Source organism: Actinokineospora terrae (assembly GCF_900111175.1).
GTDB lineage: Bacteria > Actinomycetota > Actinomycetes > Mycobacteriales > Pseudonocardiaceae > Actinokineospora > Actinokineospora terrae.
Map to the genome: position 1 here is coordinate 309,955 of NZ_FOGI01000002.1, position 19,854 is coordinate 329,808.

Sequence of the window (19,854 nt, forward strand, 5' to 3'; positions counted from 1 at the left end):
TGGCCTAACAAGACTGCTTTCAGCCGATGCCCGCCGGTGCACACCGAACATTTCCGGTCAATGAACACGAAGGGTGATGGCGGCCACGAGCGCGTCCACCTCGGCTTCCCCGGTCCAGTAGTGCGGCGCCGCGCGGACGAGTCCATCCGGGTGCGACACGTGGATGCCGGAGGCCACGAGTTCGGTTGCCAGCGCGACGGATTCCACCGCTGGGTGGCTGAACCCGACGATGCCGGACCACGCGTCGTCCTCGGTGCTCGCGGAAATGGCGCACCCGGCGTTGCGCAGTCCGGCGCAGAGCCGCTGTGTCAAACGGCGCACCCGGTCGGCGATCGCCGCGATGCCCACTTCGGACACTTCGGCCAGCGTCTCGGCGAGTCCCACCATGCCGAGCACGTCGTACATCCCACCCTCGGCGCGCGCGGCCGTGGGCAGTGGTGACAGGTCGTAGCGGAAGTGCCCGGCGCCCTTGGTGAGCATGTCGTTGGCGCCCTGGAAGCCGAACCACCCACCCGGCAGGCGCAGTCGCGGCAGGTGCTCGCGGCGGCAGAAGAAGATCCCGGTGCCGACCGGACCGCAGAGCCACTTGTGCGCGCCCGCGGCGAGGAAGTCGACCGGGGTGTCGGCCATCGACAGCGGCAGCACCCCGAGGCTCTGCACCGCGTCCACGCTGACCAGGGCGCCTGCCCGGTGGGCGAGCGCGCACACGGCGTCGAGGTCGATGCGGAAGCCGGTGGCGAAGTTGACGTGGCTGACCGCGACCAGCCGGGTGGCGGGGCCGATGGCGGCCTCGACGTCCTCCAACCGGTACCCGCCGTCGCGCATCGGCACCCAGACCAGCCGGGCACCGCGGGCCCGCCACGGGTGGACGTTGGCGGGGAAGTCCCGGTCGAACACCACGACCTCGTCGCCCGGCCGCCAGTCCAGGCCGTCGGCGACCAGGTGCAGGCCGGTCGAGGTGTTGGTGACGAGGGCGATCTCGTCGGTCGAGCAGGCCAGCAGGTCGGCGGCCAGTGCCCGGGCCCGGCGGCGCGCGGGGAAGATGCGGCCGATCTCGGCGCTGCCGTGCGGGAGGACGTCGACCAGCGCGTCGCGCATGGCGGTGACGGCCGGTTGGCGGAGCTTGCCGAGTCCCGCGTAGTCGAGGTAGGCGGTCACCGGACACGCAACCGGACAGCGGCGACGGCGGCGACCACGAGCGGGACGCCGTGCAGCAGCAACACCCACTGCGGCACGATGTCCGGGGTGAGCAGCAGGCTGGTCGCGAGCAGCCCGGCCATGAACCCGCTGTTCACGACGATCTGGGACAGGCCGAACACCGGTCCGCGCCGCTCGTCGGGCAGGCGTTGCACGGCCTGCTTGAACGCGACCTCGCTGAAGGCGTCCCCGATCCCGGCGAGCGCGGCGCAGGCCAGGCGCAGTCCCCAGTCGTCGAACCAGAAGATGCCGATGAACCCGAGCGACATGACGATCGTGGCGAGGCAGAACACCACCCCAGGCGCGCGGGCGATGAGGCTGGTCGCCAGCGGGCGCAAGACGAACCCGGCGAGCAGCAGCCCGGCCGCCCAGACACCCCAGATGAGGCCCGCGACCTGGGTGGGTGTCGCCGGGTTCAGCTCGCTGCCGAGGATGGGGATGCCGACGTGCTGCGACGAACTGCCGAACGCGTCGAGGCAGCGGACCACGAACAGCGGCACCAGCCCGGCGGCGACGACCGCGGGCCAGACGACCTTCTTGTCGGTTGTGTCCGCGGTGGGGCCGTTCTCCCGGAAGGGGACGCGGATCGCGACGAGCACGAGCGCGGAAAGGGCGTAGCTGGCGGCGTCGAGGGCGAAGACGCCTTGGAACCCGATGAGCGGCACGGCCAACGCGGACAGGCTCATGCCGAGCATGAACGCGACGCCCTTGAGCGCGGCGAGCACGCTGTTGACCAGCTGCGTCCTCTCGCCCGCCAGCACCGGTGTCGCCGCGCTCAACGTGCCCTCGAACACCGACCGCCCGATGCCGACCAGGAACACCGCGACGTAGAGCTGCGGCTGCCCGGGCAGCAGGGCGAGGGTGAGCAGCGCCGCCATCCGCACCAGGTCGGCGGTGATCATCACCGCCCGCCGGTCCCACCGCGCGCCGTGCGCGTGCCCGAGCCTGCCCCCCACGATCGCCCCCGCGTACAGGGACACGCTCACCAACCCCGTGGCCAACGCCGACCGGCTCGACTCCCACACGAAGATCGACAAACACACGAAGTCCAACGCGTACCCGACATCGGACACCACCTTGGCCCCCAGCAACAACCCCAGCTGCCGCCGCGCCACAACCCCACTGCTCTCCACCACCGCCCCATCTAAGCCCGGCGGTCAACCCGATCAGTCACAGAGCGGTGGCTAGTCGGCGGTCGGGTCGGGGACGACCTCGGTCAGCCCCGCCGACGGGCAGCCGGGAGCACCGCAGTCCTCATCAGGATCAGTGTCGACGTCGGCCAACTCGTGTTCGAACTCGTAGTGGAAGCACACGTAGTGCATCCGCTCGAACGTCTCGTAGCGATCCCGGTTGATCCGGACCGGCCGTCCACACCGACGACATCTCACGTCGTCTCCGTCATCGGACACCAGCGAATCATCGCAGGTCAGCACAAGTGCTCAGGGGGCACCGCTGAAGAGCTTGGTGAGGTTGTTCTCGGTGTCGGTGGCCAGCTTCTCGAAGGCGATCTTGGCGACCGGGGTGGCGAGTTTGGCCACGCCGTGGAAGTCGATGTGGGCGTGGTAGGTCAGTTCGGACTCGCCGGGGGATGAGCCTGGGGTCACTCGGATGTCGTCGGTGGATGTCGCTGTGTTGTTCTTGCCGATGAACTTCAGGTGCCCCGGCTCGGAGGTGACGAGTTCGTAGGTCAGTTCGGTTTCCGAGCCGAGGAACTTGGAGACGTTGTGCCAGGTGGAGCCGACGCGGATGGGGCCGTCGTCGAGGCGGCGGCAGGAGACTGTGCCGGGGTCCCACTCCTCGGTCCGCGCGAAGTCCTTGAGGTAGTCCACGACCGCCTCGGGGGTCGCGTGGACGGTGAAGGTGCGCTGGACGTCGACCATGGGGGTTCTCCTACGTCGGGCGGAAACGCTATGCCCGGGGATGCCTCAACGGTCGAAGCGGCAAACGCGACGAACCACACCCCCGGCGCTCAGACTTCGGGGCCCAGGGTGAACCACACCGTCGTGCCCTCGGCGGGGGTGGACTCCAGGCGCAGGTGGCCGTTGTGGCGTTCGACGATGCGGGACACGATCGCCAGGCCCGCGCCGTGGCCGCCGCCGTGGGAGTCGCGGGGGTGCAGGCGGCGGAACAGGCGGAAGACGTCCTCCTGGTGCGCCTGCGGGATCCCGATGCCGTTGTCGCGGACGAACAGGGTCGCGCCGACCGCGCCGACCGCCACCGTGCGCGGGGGCTCCGGGTTGGCGTACTTCGCGGCGTTGACCAGCAGGTTCACCAGGATCTCCTGGAGCCGCTCGGCGTCGGCGACCACCACGACCCCCGGCTCGGGCAGGATCACCTCGACCGCGCGCTCGGCGAGCCGGATGCCCGCGACCTCCATGGCCTGCTCGGTGGCGGCCCGCAGGTCGACCTCGACCGGGTGCAGCGCGCCCTGGCCGAGCTGGGCGAAGTGCAGCAGGCTGTTGATCAGCTCGTCCATCCGCTGGGCCAGCTTCTGGATGGTGCCCAGCCTGCGCGCGGTGGTGGTGTCGAGGTCGGGGGCGTCCTCGGTGATGAACGCCGCCGTGGTCGCGATGCCCCGCAGCGGTTCCTTCATCTCGTGCGCGGCGACGTGGGTGAAGGTGTCGAGGTCGTCGTTGGCGCGGCGCAGTTCGTCGTTGAGGGCGGACAGCTCGGACGCGCGGCGCAGGGCGGCGGTGCGCAGCGCGCTGCCGAACTCCTCCGCGACCGCCGCGTCACCCGCGGTCCACGGCAGACAACGCCCCCGCACCACGGCCTGGTAGACCGCCGACGACCCGCGCGGGGTGAGCCGCTGCCCGTGCGGTCCCAGACGGACAGGCTGGGCCGGGTCAGTCGCCCAGGTGCGGGACGCGCGCCGCTCACCGCGGGTCCAGACGACCAGGTCATCCCCACCGTCCAAAGACAGCACCAATACGCCGCTCAGCTCGGCAGCGCTACCGACGAACGCCGGGTCTAGCTCGGCGAGACTCTCGCAGCTCCACACCCGCCCTGCGGCCAACGGCGGCACATGACCCCACAGTGCCTCTATGACGCGTGGGTCCAGCGGCGCGCCCTCGGCGGCGGTCTGACCCGCGAACCGCACCAGCACGGCGTCGGCCTGGACGAGGGCGATCAGCTCGTCGCTGTTGGCCAGCAGCGACCCGGGCAGATCCGAGTACGGACCGGTGAGCAGGCTCAACAGCGCTGTGCGGGCGTGCTGGCGGGCGATGGTGGCCTCGGTGTCCTGCAGGGCCGCCAGCTGCAGCGACAGCGTGACGCCGAAGAACTCGCAGGCCGCCCTGACCTCGGCGCTGAGCTTGCGGGGCGCGAGGCCGTGGCAGGCGATGAGCCCCCACAGCCTGCCGTCGTTGAGCAGCGACACCGACATCGACGACCGCACGCCGATGTTGCGCAGGTACTCCAGGTGGAACCCGGACACCGTCCGCAGCGCCGAGTCCGACAGGTCCAGCGGCTCGCCCACCTGCGGGACCAGCAGCGCGGTGTCGTCGTCGACGTCGTGGATGACCCGGATCCAGTTGCGCTCGTAGAGCCTGCGGGCCTGCGGCGGGATGTCTGTGGCCGGGAACCAGAGCCCCAGCCACGGCTCCACCCCCTCGGCGCGCGACTCGGCGATCACCTCGCCCGGCCCGGCCTGGCCCTCGAACCGGTAGGCGACCACCCGGTCGTAGCCGGTCAGCGCCCGGATCTCGGCGACCGCGGCGGCGCACACGTCGACCACGGTGCGGCCGTGCTGGAGCTTGGCCAGCGCGGCGCGGACCGCGGGGTAGAAGTGCGAGAACACGAACGGGCGCTCGGCGGTGGCCGGTTCCAGCTCGACGACGAGCCGCCCGTCGGCGCGGTACACCGTGGCGTCGAACTCGCGCCCGGCCACGGTGAGGCTGAGCAGCCCGCGGTCGCCGGTGGGGGCGTCGAGCGTGCGGTGCACGGCGGCCAGCGCGTCCGCACCGAAAAGGGCCTCGGCGGACGACCCGAGCACCGCGTCCTGGCTGAGGCCGAGCAGCGACTCGCAGTTGGAGCTGACGACCTCGACCCGCCCGTCCGCGCCGATGGCCAGCAGGGCCCCGTAGGACTGGATGCCGCCGAGCCGGTGGATCGGCTCGTTCAGGCAGACCGACAGGTCGAACGAGGTCCCGGATTCCACCTCGGCGGCCCTGGCGCGGTCGTCCGGCTGCCAGACCGTGTCGTCGCCAGTGCCCACACCCACCCCGTTCACCGTCCCCGAGCCGCGCGGCCGGGCCCGGGGGCAGACCCTACAGTTGGACCGGCGTCCCCGAACGAGCGAAGTGGAAGTGTGCACCCCAACCGACAGGGCCACTGGCCGGACCGACTGCACAGGCTGTGGCGGTCCGCGTTCGCGGCCGTGAGCACCCGGCAGTTCGCGCACGAGCTCTACACCGGCCTGCTCGTGCTCCCCGGCGTCCGCGCCGTGCTCGGTGCCCGCCTCTCGCCCGCCGACGAGGTCCTCGTCACCCGCTGGGCGGACGAGTCCGGGCTGTCCAGCGGACCGAGGGGGCTCGCCGCCGACGCCACCGAGCTGCCCTCCGACCCCGGTGAGTACCTGCTGCCGTTGGCCGAGCTGACCCGGCGCTCCCCCGGTATGGCCGCCAGGGTGGCCGCGGTGGGGGGCGACGGGCTGCTGATGACGGTCTTCGGCGTCGCCGAGAGCGGGCGGGGGCTGATCGCGCTGGCCACCTCGGCCCGGGAGAGCGACGTCGACGAGCTCCGCACCGCGTTGACGCAGGTGGTCGAGCTGGTGGTCGCCGCGGACCACCGGATCAGCGAGCAGCGCGCCCTGGAGGACCACCAGGCGCTCGACGCGCTGCTGGCGGAGGCGTCGCTGCGGATGGACGCCTCGCTCGACATCGCCGACACGCTGCGCGCGGTGCTGCGGATGGTCGTCCCGGCGCTGGCCGACGGCGCGGCCATCCACATCCGGCGCGACGAGTTGATGGTGCAGATCGCCGCCGCCCACGTCGACGCGCGGCGGGAGCGGCTGCTGGCCGAGCACCTGCGGGGCGGGCGCTGGGCGGGTGAGCCGGTCGTCACGGGCACGGCCAGGGCGGTCGACGGCCCGTACCCGGCGGGGCTGCCGGTCGAGGTGGGCCTGGACACGATGACGATGGGGGTCCTGCGCGCGCGGGGGCGCGACGTCGGCCTGCTCACGTTCTTCCACCGCGGCCAGTCCGACCGGCGGGTGTCCACCCGGTTCCTGCACGACCTGGCCGGGCGCGCGGCGCTGGCGATCGACAACGCGACCCTCTACGAGCAGCGCCGCCACGACGTCACCTCGCTGCAGCAGCACCTGCTGCCCGCGGTCCTGCCGACCGTGCCGGGGCTGGAGTTCGCGGCCGGGTACAACGCGGCCGACCACGCGCTGGAGGTGGGCGGCGACTTCTACGGTGTCGTCGACCAGCCGGACGGCACGGTGGTGGCGCTGGTCGGCGACGTCTGCGGGCGCGGCGCGGCGGCCACGGCGGTCACCGGTCTGGCCCGGCACACCCTGGAGACGGTGCTCGCCCAGGGCGGACCGGCGCCACACGCGCTCGACATCCTCAACCGCAAGATGCTGCGCGAGCGGATCTCGCGGTTCCTGACGATCGCCACGGCGACGTTGTCGCAGCGTGAGCGGGGTGAGGTGCTGGTCGAGACCCAGTCGGCCGGGCACCCGCCGCCGCTGGTCGTGCGCCGGGACGGGTCCGTGGAGGAGTCGGGGTGCCGTGGGCGGCTCGTGGGGGTGCTGCCGCGGTTGGACCTGCGCCCCGGTGTGAGCACGCTGCTGCCCGGGGAGCTGTTGGTGCTGTTCTCCGATGGGCTGATCGAGGCGCGCGACGCCGATGGGGGCTTCTATGGCGACACCGAGCTGAACCTGACTCTGACCCGGTCGCGTGATCTACCGCTGCCCGCGATGGTTGACGCTCTCTTGGCCGGTTCTGACCGGTACCACGTGAACGACGACGTCGCGGTGCTCGTGGTCCGCAACCTGGGCGTCACCACTCTTGACCGCGAGCTGCCGCCGGACGAGATGCCGGGTGCTGTTACCGACGCACTGCGGCAGCTCGGCCACCCGGCGGCACTCCCCGACCACCTGCTCCAGTTCACCGCCCCCTGCGCGATCACCGCGAAGGTCTCGGGCGACGCGACGTGGGCGCGGATCGAGCTCACGAACCCCAACGGAGGAACCGCGTGGACCGAACTGACAGCGTGATCGACGACAACCTGGTCCTGGTCGTCGAGGACAGCGAGGTCGACCGCGAGGCCATCGACCGCGCCCTGTCGCGCTCCCACCCCGAGCTGGTCCTCGAGTTCCTCCCCGACGGCAACACCGTCCTCGACCGCCTCCGCGACCGGTCCCGCCCCCGCCCCTCCCTCATGTTCCTCGACCTCTCCATGCCCGGCGTCGACGGCTACGGCGTCCTGTCCTCCGTCCGCGCCGACCCGACCTTCGCCGACCTGACCATCATCGTGCTCACCTCCTCCACCACCTCAGCCGACATCGACCGCTGCTACGCGGCGGGCGCGGACAGCTACATCTACAAACCGGTCAACTTCGCCCTCTTCCGCACAGTCCTCCAAGGCGCCGTCGACTACTGGCACTCCCTACCCCCCAGCAACGCCCTACCACCCAACGCCCCGTGACACCTCGGTGACAGGGCGCGAGAGAGTCCACCGTGGACACCCGACCCCCGCTCAGCTCGCGGCCCGCCACGAGTCCGGGGTGAGCAGCGGCGGCGCGACCTGGACCACCTCGATCCGCGGATCCCAGTCGTCCGTCGGCTCCAGCAACCGGACGAGGAACTCGCGATCCGGGTACGCCTCCAGCAGCCTGGCCCGCCAGGCCCGCACCAGCACCTGCCCGAGCTCCCGGGACGTGTCCATGTGCCAGTCGCCCAGGTCGTACCACTGCCTGAACAGGTAGCACAGCTCGAACCAGTTGAAGCTGTCCACGGCGTCCGTCCACGACGACGAACTGTCGCCTCGTTGCGCCAACCGACCGATGACTTCGTCGTACACGTTCCCGTCCAGGACGATGATCACCGCACCCTCCACCTCGACGAGCTTCGGCCAGAACAGGTACGTGTACTTGAGTGCGGTGAGGAGATCGCCTTCCTCGCTCACGTAGGCGGCAGACGGCATCTTCCCGCCCTGGTGCGGGCGGAAGAGTGCCTCCGCCACCACGTCTCGCGCGTCGGGTTCGTCCATTCCGGAGATACTCCCGGCGGCCGAGCCCCGCTGTCACCGCCTTTTCAGCGGCCCCGGGTGTGCGGCGGTCTACCGCTCCCAGCGGACGCCCACGGTGCCGGGGCGGACGGCGGGGATGACCAGGGCGGTGGTGCCCGCGGCGCCTATCCACAGGTCTTCGACGTGTTGTTCCGGGCCGCGTAGTCCCACCCGGTCGTAGCGGCGCACTCGGGCTGGTGGTACGCCCAGGAAGCGCAGTTGCATCGTGTAGAGGCCCACCGGGCGTGGGAAGCGGCGGTAGATGTGGTCGATCGGCTGGCCCTGCGGCAGGCGCAGGTCGTACTCCACGACCGCGTCCTCGCCGCGGTTGAGGGGGCGGTCGAAGAGGAACTCGGCGACCAGGGAGCGGGTGGTGGGGTCGTGGCGGGCGCGGCCGAGGCGGGCGAAGGTGGCGCCGAGGAGGGTGGGGGCGGTGAAGTCGGGGTCGTCGGTCTCGTGGCAGACGACGCAGCGGTCGACGCGGTCGGCGGTGGCGCGGACGACGAGCCGGATGCGTTGCCTGCGTTCGCCGGTCCGGTCGTCGACCACCAGCAGGTCGTTGACGCCCAGGTAGTCCAGTTGCCCGTCCGGCGCGGCGTCCAGGCCGGTCAGCAGCCGCCCGCACGAGGGCCACAGCTCGCGCCGCGACAGCGTCCCCGGCGGTCGGCTCGTCGCCCCACCGCGCGGTCGGCGCCCACCCAGCAGGGCCACCAACGACGACGAGGGCAGCCCGAGGACCTCCTCCAGCACGCCCAGCGCCACCAGTGACTCGGCCCGTTCCGGTCGGCTGCGGCCGCTGCGCCAGTACGAGATCGCGGTGCGGCTCACCGTGATCCCGCGGTCGGACAGCCTGCGGCACAACCGGTCCAGGGTCAGCCCGGACGCCTCGATGGCCGTGTCGAGCGCGACCTCGAACGGCCCGGTGCGCAGCAGCCGCCGCGTCTGCGTGTTCATCGCCCACCTCCCGAGGGTGCTCCGGGGAAGGTAGACGGTCGCGGCCGCGCCGAGAAGGGCACGGCCGGCCAACGGCCAGATGTAGCCACGCAACGGCGTAACCACGCGAGAGCGGGCGGGCACCGTGTGGTGCCCGCCCGCCATTCCCCGGACCGGTGTGGCCGCCCGCGAGGTCCCTGCACCGGCAGGGCGGCCCTGTCGACGCCCTCAGGAGCCAGGGCGCGGCAGGCCGGTCCGATCGGAGACCGGGGCCCAGCCCGGTCGGATCATCAGTTCGGGAAGATGAACCAGTAGAACGTGGCGCTCGCCTTGGCGCCGGAGCTGTCGGTCACCGTCACCGTGGGGTGGTAGTTCGCCCACGTGGTCGGCGATCCGGAGATCAGCCCGGTGGTGGCGTCGATGCCCAGCCCCGCGGGCAGCCCGGTGGCGGTGAAGCGGTTGCCGCCCTTGCCGCCACTGGCGTTGATCTGCAGGCTGACCGGCTTCCCCTTGACGTTGGTCTGCGTGTTGGGGTTGGCCACCGTGAGCGGGGTGTTGCCGCCGCCGGTGACGGTCAGGGTGTAGACCGTGGTGCGGGTGACACCGGACCGCGTGCCGCTGACCGTGATCCGGTACTCACCGGCGGCCGTGGACGCGGACGTGCTGATCGTGAGGGTGGAGTTGCCACCCGCGCCGATCGCGGTGGGGCTGAACGCGGCCGTGGCGCCGGAGGGCAGACCGCTGGCCGAGAGGGTGATGTCGCCGGTCGGCGGCTGCGGGCCGGTGCCGACCTGCTGGTTGGCCCAGTCGCCCATGACGCCCCAGAGCTTGCCGTGGGCGTTGTAGGACGCGCAGTCGGTGCGCAGCCAGGAGAACACGCCCCAGATGGTGCCGTCGTAGTAGTACGGACCACCCGAGTCGCCCTGGCACAGGCCGGTGCTGCCGTTGCCGAACCCGTCGCAGAACATGTAGCGGGCGTCGAACTGCGAGTTGATGTTCGCGCAGTTCTGGTCCGCCACGGTCGGCAGCGTGGTCTCGCGCAGCAGGGCGTTCTTGTTGGCGTCGTTGGCGTCGGTCTTGCCGTAGCCGATCGCGGTTCCCTTGGTGCCCAACGGGAGGCTGTCACCCGACCTGGCGATCTTCGGGAACTGGAAGCCCGCCGGGACCGGGATGTCGGTCTTGGTGAAGATCACCGCGACGTCGAACCCGGTGCGCCAGCCGTCGTTGGCGTCGTAGTTGGGGTGGGTGCGGTACTCCTCGATCTCCACGCGGGTACCGGTGTTGGTGGCGTTGAGGTCGTCGCGGCCGTACACCAGGTACTTCGGGTCGCCCTGGGAGAACTTGCAGTGCGCGGCGATGAGCACGGCCCGCTTGGCCACGACCGACCCGGTGCAGGACTGCTCCTGCGGGCGGACGCCACCGGTGCGGTGCTGGGAGATGATGAACGGGTACTTCGCGACCGTCGTCGGCGACCCGTTGATCACACCCGGCCCGGACGCGGTGCCGGACGTGCCATCGGTGAGACCGTCGTCGCGGGCATTGCGCACAGCGCTCGCGCTGATGGTCGTCGACGCCGAGGAACCCGCCGCCACCGAGCCGCTGCTCGGGGAGGCGCTGAGGCTGAAGTCGTTGGGAACAGTCCCGTTGACCGTCAGGTTCACGTCCACGGTGTGCGTGGCGTCGGTGCTCTTACCGGTCACGGTGACGCGGTAGGAGCCCGGGGACGCGCTGGAGGAGACCGACAGCGTCAGCTTCGACGAGTTGCCCGCCGTCACCGAGGTCGGGTCGAACGCGGCGGTCACGCCCGAGGGCAGGCCACTGGCCGACAGCGCGACGCTCTGCGCCGAGCCGCGCACGACCGAGGTGGAGATCGTGCTGGTCGCCGCCGCGCCGGGGTCCGCGCTGACCGACGCCGGGCTCGCCGCGATGCCGAAGTCGTTGGTCGACGGCGGCGCGCTCGGGAGGTAGAGCAGCTTGTTCGGGGTCCCGGTGCGGATGTTGGTCATCTTGCCGGTGGTGGCGTTGTCGACGATCCACTTCTTCAGGTCCGCGGGCGTCGAGGACGGCGCCTCGGCCAACCTCAGTGCCAGCGCGCCGGTCACGTGCGGGGCGGCCATCGAGGTGCCGGACTTCTGCCCGTAGGCGGTGTCCGAGGAGTTGATCGACGAGTCGATGTTGCTGCCCGGCGCGAACACGTCCATGCACGGGCCGTCGTTGGAGTCACCGGCGCGCTGGTCCGACGAGGTCGAGTTGCCGGTGCGCACACCGGTGTCGACCCGGCTGCCGGGGCCGTAGTCGCAGGAGTTGCCCCCGTTGTTGCCGGTGATCAGTCCCCATTGGACACCGTTGGCGATCGAGCCCTTGATCGCGTCGACGCCGATGGTGGGGTCGTCGGCGTAGACGCTCATGTTGGCCACGGCGGGTTTCACCGCGTTCTTGGCCAGCCACTCGGCGGCCACCACGATGTCGGTGTCCTTGCCGGAGGACTGGCAGTTGAGGATGCGCACCGCCCAGAGGTTCACCTTCTTGGCCACGCCGCGGGTCTTGCCGCCGACGATGCCCGCCACGTGGGTGCCGTGGCCCGCCTTCGCCGAGTCGCAGTCGTTGCCGTTGGTGGAGGGCACGACGAAGTCCGCGGCGACCTTCGCCCGGCCCTCGAACTCCTGGTGGGTGAACCGGATCCCGGTGTCGACGATGTAGGCGTTGACGCCGGCGCCGCCGTTGGCCGGGTAGGTGTACTTCTTGTCCAGCGGCAGGTCCCGCTGGTCGACCCGGTCAAGACCCCAGTTCGCGGGGTTGTCCTGGACGTCGGCGGCGTGCGAGGTGCCGGACTGCGTGACCGACTCGACCTCGGGGTTGGCCGCGAGGCGCCGGGCACCCCGTTCGTCGAGGTTCTCGGCGACGTAGCCGCGCATGACCCGGTCGAGGACGTGCGCCGCGGTCCCGCCGTACTGCTCGGTCAACGCCTGCGCCCGGCTCGACGACGCCGCGGCACCCGCGTAGTCCTTGAGCTTGACCAGGTACACCCCCGGGACGGGGTTCTTGGCCGCCACCCGCACCGGCCCCTCCGCCTGACCGGCGAAGGCCACCGGGGTGACCACCACCGCACCGACCACCGCCACCAGGGCGGCGGCGGACGCCAGTAACGTTCGTGATTTGCAGGGCATTGCTGTACTCCTCATCCGCGTGGAGCTTGGACGGCGGAAGTCAACCCGCCTTCTCCACGCGGTTGAAGAGTTCTGTTCCCCATCACTACCCCGGCGTTTTCCCGCCGGGGAACCGCAGCTCAGGGCCTAGTTGCCGAAACAGTTGTCCACTGCCGCGAACACCATTTCCCGGTCACTGCGCTAAAGGACGGGCGGCCTGGCGCAGGTCTACTTCCTCGACCAACTCGCGGGCCACGTGCTCGGGCAGCCGTCGTTCGTGGACTGCCACGCCGAGGGCCAGGCGTTGGGCGTCGTAGGAGGCGTCGTCTTCGCCGGTGGCGGCTTCGGCGACCAGGCGGCGGCCCTCGGTCAGCAGGCGGTGGTTCTCGGCGCGTTCGGCGGTCAGGTCGAAGCGGAGCCTGCGGGCGAGCCACCCGATCGTGGTGCCCTGGATGAGCAGGGTGCCGAGGGTGACGATCAGGGCGATGGCCTGGATCTCGGAGCGGCCGGGGAAGGGGGCGCCCGCGGTGGTGGTCTCGGGGATGCCCGCGGCGGCGGCGAGGGTGAGGATGCCGCGCATGCCGGTCCAGCCGACCAGGGCGGTCTCCTTGGTGGTCGGCGGTGGCAGCGGCTCGCCGCCGCGGCGGCGCCTGGCCAGGGACGCGCGGAACCGGGGGTCCCGGTCGATCCGGCGCTGCACGCCGCGGTGGCGCAGGGTCCAGCGGCCGAACAGGCCGAACACCGCCGCGATCCGGAACACGATCGCCGCCACCAGCAGCACCCCGGCCGCGACCAGGGTCTTGACCACGCCGGTGTCCGGCGAGTCGGCGAGGTCCTCCAGGACGAAGCGCAGCTGCAGGCCGATGTAGGCGAACACGAAGGTCTCCAGCAGGAAGTCCACCACCCGCCAGACGCTCTCCTCCTGCAACCGGGTCAGGTGCCCGCCCGGGTACTGGTGCTTGGGGTCGAGCGCGAGGTTGATGCTGAGCGAGAACGCGGCGGCGACCACGGCGAGGATCCCCGAGGCGTGCGCGGCCTCGGCGGTGAGGAACGCGGTGAACGGCAGCAGCAGGACCAGCGCGGTCTCCAGCGTGGGGTTGCCCAGCTTCTTGCGGATCACCAGCGCGACCAGGGTGAACACCAGCCCGATGGCCAGCCCGACCAGGGCGTTGCGGAAGAACTCGCCGATGCCGCCGTACCAGGTGGCGTGCTGGCCGTTGACCGCGGCGACCGCGATGGTGAACAGGGTCAGCGCGGTCGCGTCGTTGACCAGGCTCTCCCCGGTGAGGATCGAGGTGACCCGCCGCGGCATGCCGATCTCGGCGCCGTGCGACACCGTGGTGATGGTGTCCGGCGGGGCCAGCACCGATCCCAGGACGAACGCCGCCGCCAGCCCGATCGAGGGCAGCAGCAGCGACGACAGCCAGCCGAGGACCCCGGCGGTGAGGACCACGGTGACGACACCCAGGTAGGTGATCGCCCGCAGGTTCGCGCCGAACCCGGCGAACGAGGCGCCGCGGGTGGCCGAGTACAGCAGCGGCGGGATGACGAGGGCGAGGATCAGCTCGCTGTCGAGCTCCAACCGGGGCACGCCGGGGATGAACGACGCCCCGGCGGCCAGCACCACGATCAACCACCCGGGTTCGACGCGGTGCCTGCGGGCCACGGAGGTCACCGCGATGCCGACGCCGACGATGAGCAAGAGCTGAACGCCGTTCATGCGCACGACTCTAGGTGACGGCCCTGCCGGACGAGCGGGTGACGTTGCCGGGCGACCGTGTCATGGGGATTGCCGCGGCAGGCGGCGGATCCCAGCATTGTCCCTACCGGCCCGACGGAGAGGACGACCATGGCACGCAGAACGGTGTACGCGGGGGTTGTCGCGCTCGTCATCGGATTCCTGGTACCCGCGGCGCCCGCCCAGGCCGCCCTCGTCGAGCTCACCTGCAACGTGAACGTCCAGTTGAGCTTCAGTCCCGCCCTCACCGCCACGCAGACCACGGCGGCGGTCACCGGCGTCGCGAACGTCGTCAACTGCCTGTCCCCCAGCGGGAACTACGGCCACTTGCAGGCGGGGACGGTCAGCGACGCCACCGGGACCGTCACCAGTCTCGGTGGAATCCCGTGCAACCTCTTGGCGACCATCACCGGCCGCGCCACCATCGACTGGGCACCCACCGGCGGTCACACCACGTTCGACTTCACCGTCAACACGAACCCGCTCAACGGGCTCGTCACGTTGCAGACCTGGCAGACCAGCGGGCCACTGGCGGGCACGACGTCACTGACCGTCGCCGCGGCGAACCCGAACCTGGGTTGCGCCCTGGGCGGCCTGTCCAGCATCACCGTCCCGATCGGACAGACGACCTTCCTCTGACCTCACCGGCCGGTGAACTCGGCGGTGGTCGTGGTGCCCGGCGCGGTGGGGGTGCCCCGGTCGATGCTGACGATGTCGGCCACCGCGCGGATGATGGACAGGCCCCGGCCCCGCAGCGGCACGGCGTTGTCGTCCGGGGTCGGGGTGAGCCACTGGCCGCGGTCGGCCACCGAGATCCGCACGGTGGCGGCGCCGAGGGTCAGGGCGGTCAGCACCACGGGACCGGGCGCGGTGCCGCGGTAGGCGTGCTCGACGCTGTTGGCCACGGCCTCGTCGACGGCGAGCAGGATGTCCTCGCCGCGGCGGTCGAGCAGGTGGCGGGCGGTGAGCCAGGCGCGCAGCGCGGCGCGGAACACCGGGACGTCCTCGGTCACCGCGGTGATCTCGACCCGCAGGGTCGACGAACCCGCCACCGCCACGTCGGCCGTCGCCACGTGGTCCTGTGCGGTCGAGTCGTCGAGCACGTCGTCCTCCCCGTGGGCCACCCTAGCGCTGTCGGCGACCCCGGGCATGACGACCGTCATCGCGGGCTCTCGCCCCGGGTGCCCGCGACGGCCTCGGCGCGCTCGTCGTCGTCGAGCGAGCGGGTGTCGCGCGGCGGCAGGAACGGCTCGACGTCGGCGGGCAGCCCCTCGGCGACCTCCTTCGCCCTGGCCAGCTCGGCGTCGAGTTCCGCGCCGAGCAGGACGGCGATGTTCGAGATCCACAGCCAGACCAGGAACGCGATGACGCCGCCGAGGGAGCCGTAGGTCTTGTTGTAGGAGCCGAAGTTGGCCACGTACAGCCCGAACGCGCCGGTGGCCAGGGCCCAGACCAGCACCGCCAGCAGGCCGCCGGGGCTGAGCCAGCGGAACCCGGGCTGCCGGACGTTGGGCGCGGCCCAGTAGAGCAGCGCGAACGCCAGCGCGACGAGCAGGGCGATCACGGGCCATTTGGCGATATCCCAGATCCGCACACCGGTGTCGCCGATCCCGATGGCGCCGCCGACCCGCCGCGCGATGGTGCCGGTCGCGACTATCCCCAAGGCGCTGACCGCGAGCAACACCACCACGGCGGCGGTGAGCGCCAACCGCAGCGGGATCGTTTTCCACACCGGGCGCCCCTCCGGCATCTCGTACATGGAGTTCGACGCCCGCATGAACGCCCCGACGTACCCGCTGGCCGACCACAGCGCCACCGCGACCCCGACGACGGCCAGCACCCCGGCCGCGCCGTTGGACCGCTGCAACTCCTCGATCGCGTCCACGATGATCTTCGCGGTCTCCCCCGGCGCGATGGCGCGGACGTTGTCCACCAGCGCCGCGGTCGCCGAGGGGCTGAGGAGCGCGAGCACCGAGGTCAGCACGATGATCGCCGGGAACAGCGACAGCACGCCGTAGTAGGTCAGCGCGGCCGCCCAGTCGAGCAGGTTGTCCCGCTGGAACTCCTTGGCGGTGTTCTTCAGCACGGCCCACCACGAGCGGCGGGGCAGGTCGGTCGGCGCCTCGGGTTCGTCGGTCACCCGCCACTGGTTCCCCGATCCCCACCTCGGAAAACCCGGGTTGGCCCGGAGATCCTCGGGGTATGCCGGGGTCGGTCCGAAACTGGGGAGGCACGGTGTTGAGCAGGGAACGGCCTGAGCGCCTCAAGGGGCCGCGGACGGCGGACAGTGTTGTGGCGGCCGTACGGGAGCGGCTTGGTTCCGGCGAGTTGGACATGCCGGTCGACACCGTGGGGCGGTGGGCGGCCTTGGCGGCGTTGGGCCGGACGGACCTGGCGCTGGCGCGGGTGGCCGAGGGGCACGTGGACGCGGTCGCGATCCTCGCCGAGGCCGGGCGGGGCGTCGCGCCGGGTGCGTTGTACGGGGTGTGGGCGTCGCGGTCGGGTGGGGCGAGCGTCCGTTTGGTGGACGGTCGGGTCAGCGGGACGATGCGGTACTGCTCGGGTGCGGGCGGCATCGACCGGGCGTTGGTGGTCGCTGGGGACTCGCTGGTGGAGGTCGACCTCGCGGACCCCGCGGTGGTGCCGGACCGGGCGAGCTGGCAGGCGATCGGGATGGACGCCTCCGCCAGTGCCGACGTGCGGTTCGAGGGGGTTGCGGGCACGGTGGTCGGGTCGCCCGGGTGGTACGCCTCGCGCGCGGGGTTCTTGGTGGGCGGCGGCGGGGTCGCGGCCGTGTGGCTGGGCGGCGCGGCCGGTGTCCTCGACGACGTGCTCGACCTGTTGGCCGAACGGGAACCGGACGAACACCAACTGGCGCACGTGGGGGCACTGCACGCGGCCGTGGAGGGCGCTGCCGGTTACCTGGAACGCGTTGCCCACTCGATCGACGACGGCGACGTGCGTCCCGTCCAGTTGGCGACCTGTCGCACGGTGGCCGAGCGGGCCGCGTGGGAGACCCTGGACCGTGTGCCGCGTGTGGTCGGACCGACGCCGCTGAGCCGGGACCGGGTCTTCGCCCAGCGCCTGGTGGACCTCCAGCTCTACGTCCGCCAACACCACGCCGAGCGCGACCTGGCCGCGCTCGGTCGCGCGGTCCTGGAGGCCCGGTGACCACCACCGAGGAAGCCGAGTGGGTGCCCTGGCTGGCCGGGTTGCGGGCGTTCCCGGACGACCGACCTGGCCGGGCCGTGGTGGTGGCCGCGCATCCGGATGACGAGACGCTGGGGGCGAGCGGGCTGATCCAGTCCTTGCACGAGCGCGGGACCGAGGTGCGGTTGGTGGTCGCCACCGATGGCGAGGCCGCGTTCCCGACGCTGTCCGCCGCGGACCGGGTCGAGCTGGGCAGGACGAGACGTCGGGAGCTGGTTGGGTCGTTGCGCGCGCAGGGTCTGTCCGCAGTGGACGTTCGGTGGCTGGGGCTGCCCGATTCGGGGTTGGCCGAGCACTCCGACGAACTCGCCGACGCGCTGCGGCCGTTGCTGGTCGACGCCGACCTGGTCCTGGCGCCGTGGTCGGGCGATCCGCACCCGGACCACCAGGCGGCGGGGACGGTGGCGGCGCGGGTCGCACCGGTCACCTCGCATCGCTGGTCGTACCCGATCTGGATGTGGCACTGGCTGCGTCCGGACGATCCCGGTATCCCGCAGTCGCGGGCGTTCATCCTGGGCCTCAGCGAGGAGCAGCGGGCGCGCAAGGCCGCGGGTATCGAGGCCTTCACCTCGCAACTGGCGCCAGGCCCAGAAGGCGCGCCCATCCTCGATGCCGCCATGCTGCGCCACTTCGACCGGGACGTCGAGGTCGTGTTCCGAGAGCCGCCGCGCGACAGTGCGCCGACGAGCAGGTTCGCCGAGCTCTACGCGGCGCAGGACGATCCGTGGTCAGTGCACAACAGTTGGTACGAACACCGCAAACGCGCGATCACACTGGCCTGCCTGCCCAATCAGAGGTACGGAACCGTCGTCGAACCCGCCTGTGGCATCGGCCGGCTCACGGCCGAGCTGGCCTCTCGATGCGACAAACTGACCGCCTTCGACCCTGTTCCGACTGCGGTCGCGCAAGCTACCACCCACACAGCGCACCTATCGAACGTCAATGTCCACATCGGATCACTGCCCGCCGACCTGCCTACCGGGCCCACAGACCTGATCGTGTTCAGCGAGATCCTCTACTACCTCAGCGACGCGGACCTGAGATCCACAGTGGACCGGTCGATCGCGGCACTGCGGTCAGGTGGCCACCTGCTCGCGGCGCACTGGTTGCCCTGGGCCGCCGAAGCACCACGCGACGGCATGGCAGCGCACCGCCACCTGCTCGCCCACCCCGACCTCGACCCGCTCGTCGAACACCTCGACCAGGAGTTCGCCGTGCACGTCCTGCGCCGCCGATGATCACAGCCGTCGCCATCGCCGTCCCAGCCCGCGACGAGCGCGACCGCATCCGGGCCTGCCTCCGCGCCATCGTCGCCGCCGCGCGCGCCCTACCCCCGACGACCGCCTGGGCCCTGTGCCTGGTCGCCGACCGGTGCAGCGACGACACGGCCCGCATCGCCGAGTCCGAACTGGACGGACTGCCCGCCCTGGTCGTCCACAACAGCGTCGACCATCCCCTGGGCACGATCCGAGACCTGGGCCTGCGCCACGCCCAAGCCCTGCTCGGCAACAACGACCCAGCGCGAACCTGGCTCCTGTCAACAGATGCCGACACCACCGTGCCCATCACTTGGCTGACCAGCCTCCTACGGCTGGCCGCCAAGGGAACGCACGCCATCGCGGGCACCACCCGACTGGACCACCCGGCTGCCCCGACCACAGCGGCCGCCCGGCGCTACGCCCGAGTCCTGGATCTGGCCCGAGTCCCAGAAGGACATGGGAACGTCTATGGCGCCAACCTGGCCATCCGCGCCGACACCTACCACGCGATCGGCGGCTTTCCCCCGCTGAACACCGGCGAGGACCACGGCCTCTGGAACCGCCTCACCCGAGCGGGCTACCGCCACACCTACGCCGAGGACAACGCGGTCACCACCAGCGCCCGCACCCGCGGTCGAGCCCGGGGCGGGCTGGCCGATCTCCTCGCCTCCCTGGACGGCCGCGCGGAAGCCCGCTGATTACCGCGCCATGCGGAATGTTCCGCATGGCCTCGGCGGAGTCTGGACGCGCGAGCGGTACCGCTGTGGTCAGCGCAGGACGTGAACGGCGGTTCACCGGATCGCGACAATCGTGAAACCGCAACGCCTTCGTCCGAAACTCGCGACGAACTTCCTCGCACTGGTGAACTACACCGCCGCGAGATCGCCTCGGATGTCACCCGCAGTCGACTCGTGCCCGCCGATCGAGTGAAGTTCGCCGGTACATGATCACCGAAGAGTCCTCTCCCCTCGAATCGCGCCCGGTCAGCGTTGATCTCAGATCGGCCTGTCACGCGGAAGCGTTGGCGCGGAACAGGTCAGAAGCGTGACAGCCGCCTTCGGGGAGGGCGCGGCCACGGCGTCGGGGACGCCGGGCCGTGGAATCGGGAGCGGGGTGGGGATTGGTGTCGTCGGAC

The 19,854-nt window shown here is 71.4% G+C and carries 17 protein-coding genes; 6 read left to right on the top strand and 11 right to left on the bottom strand.

The window, feature by feature from the left end; translation table 11 throughout:
• Nucleotides 1-57: 57 nt before the first annotated feature.
• From BMY07_RS04735 to BMY07_RS04750, 5 genes are all read right to left on the bottom strand, one after another.
• Nucleotides 58-1,158 (bottom strand): aminotransferase class V-fold PLP-dependent enzyme, encoded by a 1,101-nt coding sequence (locus BMY07_RS04735; RefSeq protein WP_177215443.1) that lies wholly within the window; start codon nt 1,156-1,158, stop codon nt 58-60.
• Nucleotides 1,155-2,330 (bottom strand): MFS transporter, encoded by a 1,176-nt coding sequence (locus tag BMY07_RS04740; protein ID WP_177215444.1) that lies wholly within the window; start codon nt 2,328-2,330, stop codon nt 1,155-1,157. Before BMY07_RS04740 ends, BMY07_RS04735 begins: the two co-directional genes overlap by 4 nt.
• A gap of 51 nt (nt 2,331-2,381) precedes the next feature.
• Nucleotides 2,382-2,585, bottom strand: coding sequence for a hypothetical protein (locus tag BMY07_RS33400; protein WP_143073353.1), 204 nt, complete (start codon nt 2,583-2,585; stop codon nt 2,382-2,384).
• Between the two features lie 51 nt (nt 2,586-2,636).
• The gene (locus BMY07_RS04745) at nt 2,637-3,077 is read right to left on the bottom strand and encodes an SRPBCC family protein (RefSeq protein ID WP_092775197.1); all 441 of its coding nucleotides are present in this window, start codon (nt 3,075-3,077) and stop codon (nt 2,637-2,639) included.
• Between the two features lie 89 nt (nt 3,078-3,166).
• The gene (locus BMY07_RS04750; RefSeq protein WP_245782206.1) at nt 3,167-5,419 is read right to left on the bottom strand and encodes an ATP-binding protein; all 2,253 of its coding nucleotides are present in this window, start codon (nt 5,417-5,419) and stop codon (nt 3,167-3,169) included.
• A gap of 156 nt (nt 5,420-5,575) precedes the next feature.
• Here BMY07_RS04750 and BMY07_RS04755 point away from each other — a divergent pair, with 156 nt between their 5' ends.
• Entirely contained in the window at nt 5,576-7,420 is a 1,845-nt protein-coding gene (locus BMY07_RS04755) for a PP2C family protein-serine/threonine phosphatase (protein WP_245782207.1), read from the top strand.
• Nucleotides 7,399-7,851, top strand: coding sequence for a response regulator (locus BMY07_RS04760; protein WP_092775456.1), 453 nt, complete (start codon nt 7,399-7,401; stop codon nt 7,849-7,851). The genes BMY07_RS04755 and BMY07_RS04760 overlap by 22 nt, the downstream gene beginning before the upstream one ends.
• 51 nt (nt 7,852-7,902) lie before the next feature.
• On the opposite strand, the gene BMY07_RS04765 is transcribed toward BMY07_RS04760, so the two are convergent.
• The 4 genes from BMY07_RS04765 to BMY07_RS04780 form a co-directional block, all read right to left on the bottom strand.
• Entirely contained in the window at nt 7,903-8,415 is a 513-nt protein-coding gene (locus BMY07_RS04765; RefSeq protein ID WP_092775199.1) for a hypothetical protein, read from the bottom strand.
• Between the two features lie 69 nt (nt 8,416-8,484).
• A complete protein-coding gene (locus BMY07_RS04770; protein ID WP_092775200.1) occupies nt 8,485-9,387 on the bottom strand; it encodes a PE-PGRS family protein in 903 nt (300 codons plus the stop codon).
• A gap of 269 nt (nt 9,388-9,656) precedes the next feature.
• Nucleotides 9,657-12,533: a trypsin-like serine protease gene (locus BMY07_RS04775; protein WP_092775201.1), complete on the bottom strand. Its 2,877-nt coding sequence runs from the start codon at nt 12,531-12,533 to the stop codon at nt 9,657-9,659.
• A gap of 172 nt (nt 12,534-12,705) precedes the next feature.
• A complete protein-coding gene (locus BMY07_RS04780) occupies nt 12,706-14,232 on the bottom strand; it encodes a cation:proton antiporter (RefSeq protein ID WP_092775202.1) in 1,527 nt (508 codons plus the stop codon).
• Between the two features lie 129 nt (nt 14,233-14,361).
• Between BMY07_RS04780 and BMY07_RS04785 the strand changes: the two genes are divergently transcribed.
• The gene (locus BMY07_RS04785; protein WP_143073354.1) at nt 14,362-14,889 is read left to right on the top strand and encodes a hypothetical protein; all 528 of its coding nucleotides are present in this window, start codon (nt 14,362-14,364) and stop codon (nt 14,887-14,889) included.
• 2 nt (nt 14,890-14,891) lie between these two features.
• Here BMY07_RS04785 and BMY07_RS04790 read toward each other — a convergent pair whose 3' ends face one another.
• The gene (locus tag BMY07_RS04790; protein WP_092775204.1) at nt 14,892-15,413 is read right to left on the bottom strand and encodes an ATP-binding protein; all 522 of its coding nucleotides are present in this window, start codon (nt 15,411-15,413) and stop codon (nt 14,892-14,894) included.
• Nucleotides 15,410-16,390, bottom strand: coding sequence for a YihY/virulence factor BrkB family protein (locus BMY07_RS04795; protein WP_092775205.1), 981 nt, complete (start codon nt 16,388-16,390; stop codon nt 15,410-15,412). The genes BMY07_RS04790 and BMY07_RS04795 overlap by 4 nt, the downstream gene beginning before the upstream one ends.
• A gap of 95 nt (nt 16,391-16,485) precedes the next feature.
• On the opposite strand from BMY07_RS04795, the gene BMY07_RS04800 reads away from it, so the two are divergent.
• Genes BMY07_RS04800 through BMY07_RS04810 form a run of 3 tightly spaced genes read left to right on the top strand, consistent with a single transcriptional unit; the run spans nt 16,486 to nt 19,417 of the window.
• Nucleotides 16,486-17,421 carry an acyl-CoA dehydrogenase family protein gene (locus tag BMY07_RS04800; RefSeq protein WP_425426229.1) on the top strand — a complete coding sequence of 312 codons (936 nt, stop codon included), beginning with the start codon at nt 16,486-16,488 and terminating at the stop codon, nt 17,419-17,421.
• Complete coding sequence (locus tag BMY07_RS04805) at nt 17,418-18,698, top strand: bifunctional PIG-L family deacetylase/class I SAM-dependent methyltransferase (RefSeq protein ID WP_245782209.1); 1,281 nt, start codon at nt 17,418-17,420, stop codon at nt 18,696-18,698. The genes BMY07_RS04800 and BMY07_RS04805 overlap by 4 nt, the downstream gene beginning before the upstream one ends.
• Nucleotides 18,695-19,417 carry a glycosyltransferase family 2 protein gene (locus BMY07_RS04810; RefSeq protein ID WP_092775207.1) on the top strand — a complete coding sequence of 241 codons (723 nt, stop codon included), beginning with the start codon at nt 18,695-18,697 and terminating at the stop codon, nt 19,415-19,417. Before BMY07_RS04805 ends, BMY07_RS04810 begins: the two co-directional genes overlap by 4 nt.
• The last annotated feature ends 437 nt before the right edge of the window (nt 19,418-19,854 follow it).

Coding starts and splice junctions, on each gene's coding strand:
- BMY07_RS04780 (WP_092775202.1), bottom strand. CDS start 14,232: ATGAACGGCGTTCAGCTCTTGCTCATCGTCGGCGTCGGCATCGCGGTG.
- BMY07_RS04775 (WP_092775201.1), bottom strand. CDS start 12,533: ATGCCCTGCAAATCACGAACGTTACTGGCGTCCGCCGCCGCCCTGGTG.
- BMY07_RS04785 (WP_143073354.1), top strand. CDS start 14,362: ATGGCACGCAGAACGGTGTACGCGGGGGTTGTCGCGCTCGTCATCGGA.
- BMY07_RS04765 (WP_092775199.1), bottom strand. CDS start 8,415: ATGGACGAACCCGACGCGCGAGACGTGGTGGCGGAGGCACTCTTCCGC.
- BMY07_RS04810 (WP_092775207.1), top strand. CDS start 18,695: ATGATCACAGCCGTCGCCATCGCCGTCCCAGCCCGCGACGAGCGCGAC.
- BMY07_RS04745 (WP_092775197.1), bottom strand. CDS start 3,077: ATGGTCGACGTCCAGCGCACCTTCACCGTCCACGCGACCCCCGAGGCG.
- BMY07_RS04790 (WP_092775204.1), bottom strand. CDS start 15,413: ATGACGGTCGTCATGCCCGGGGTCGCCGACAGCGCTAGGGTGGCCCAC.
- BMY07_RS04770 (WP_092775200.1), bottom strand. CDS start 9,387: ATGAACACGCAGACGCGGCGGCTGCTGCGCACCGGGCCGTTCGAGGTC.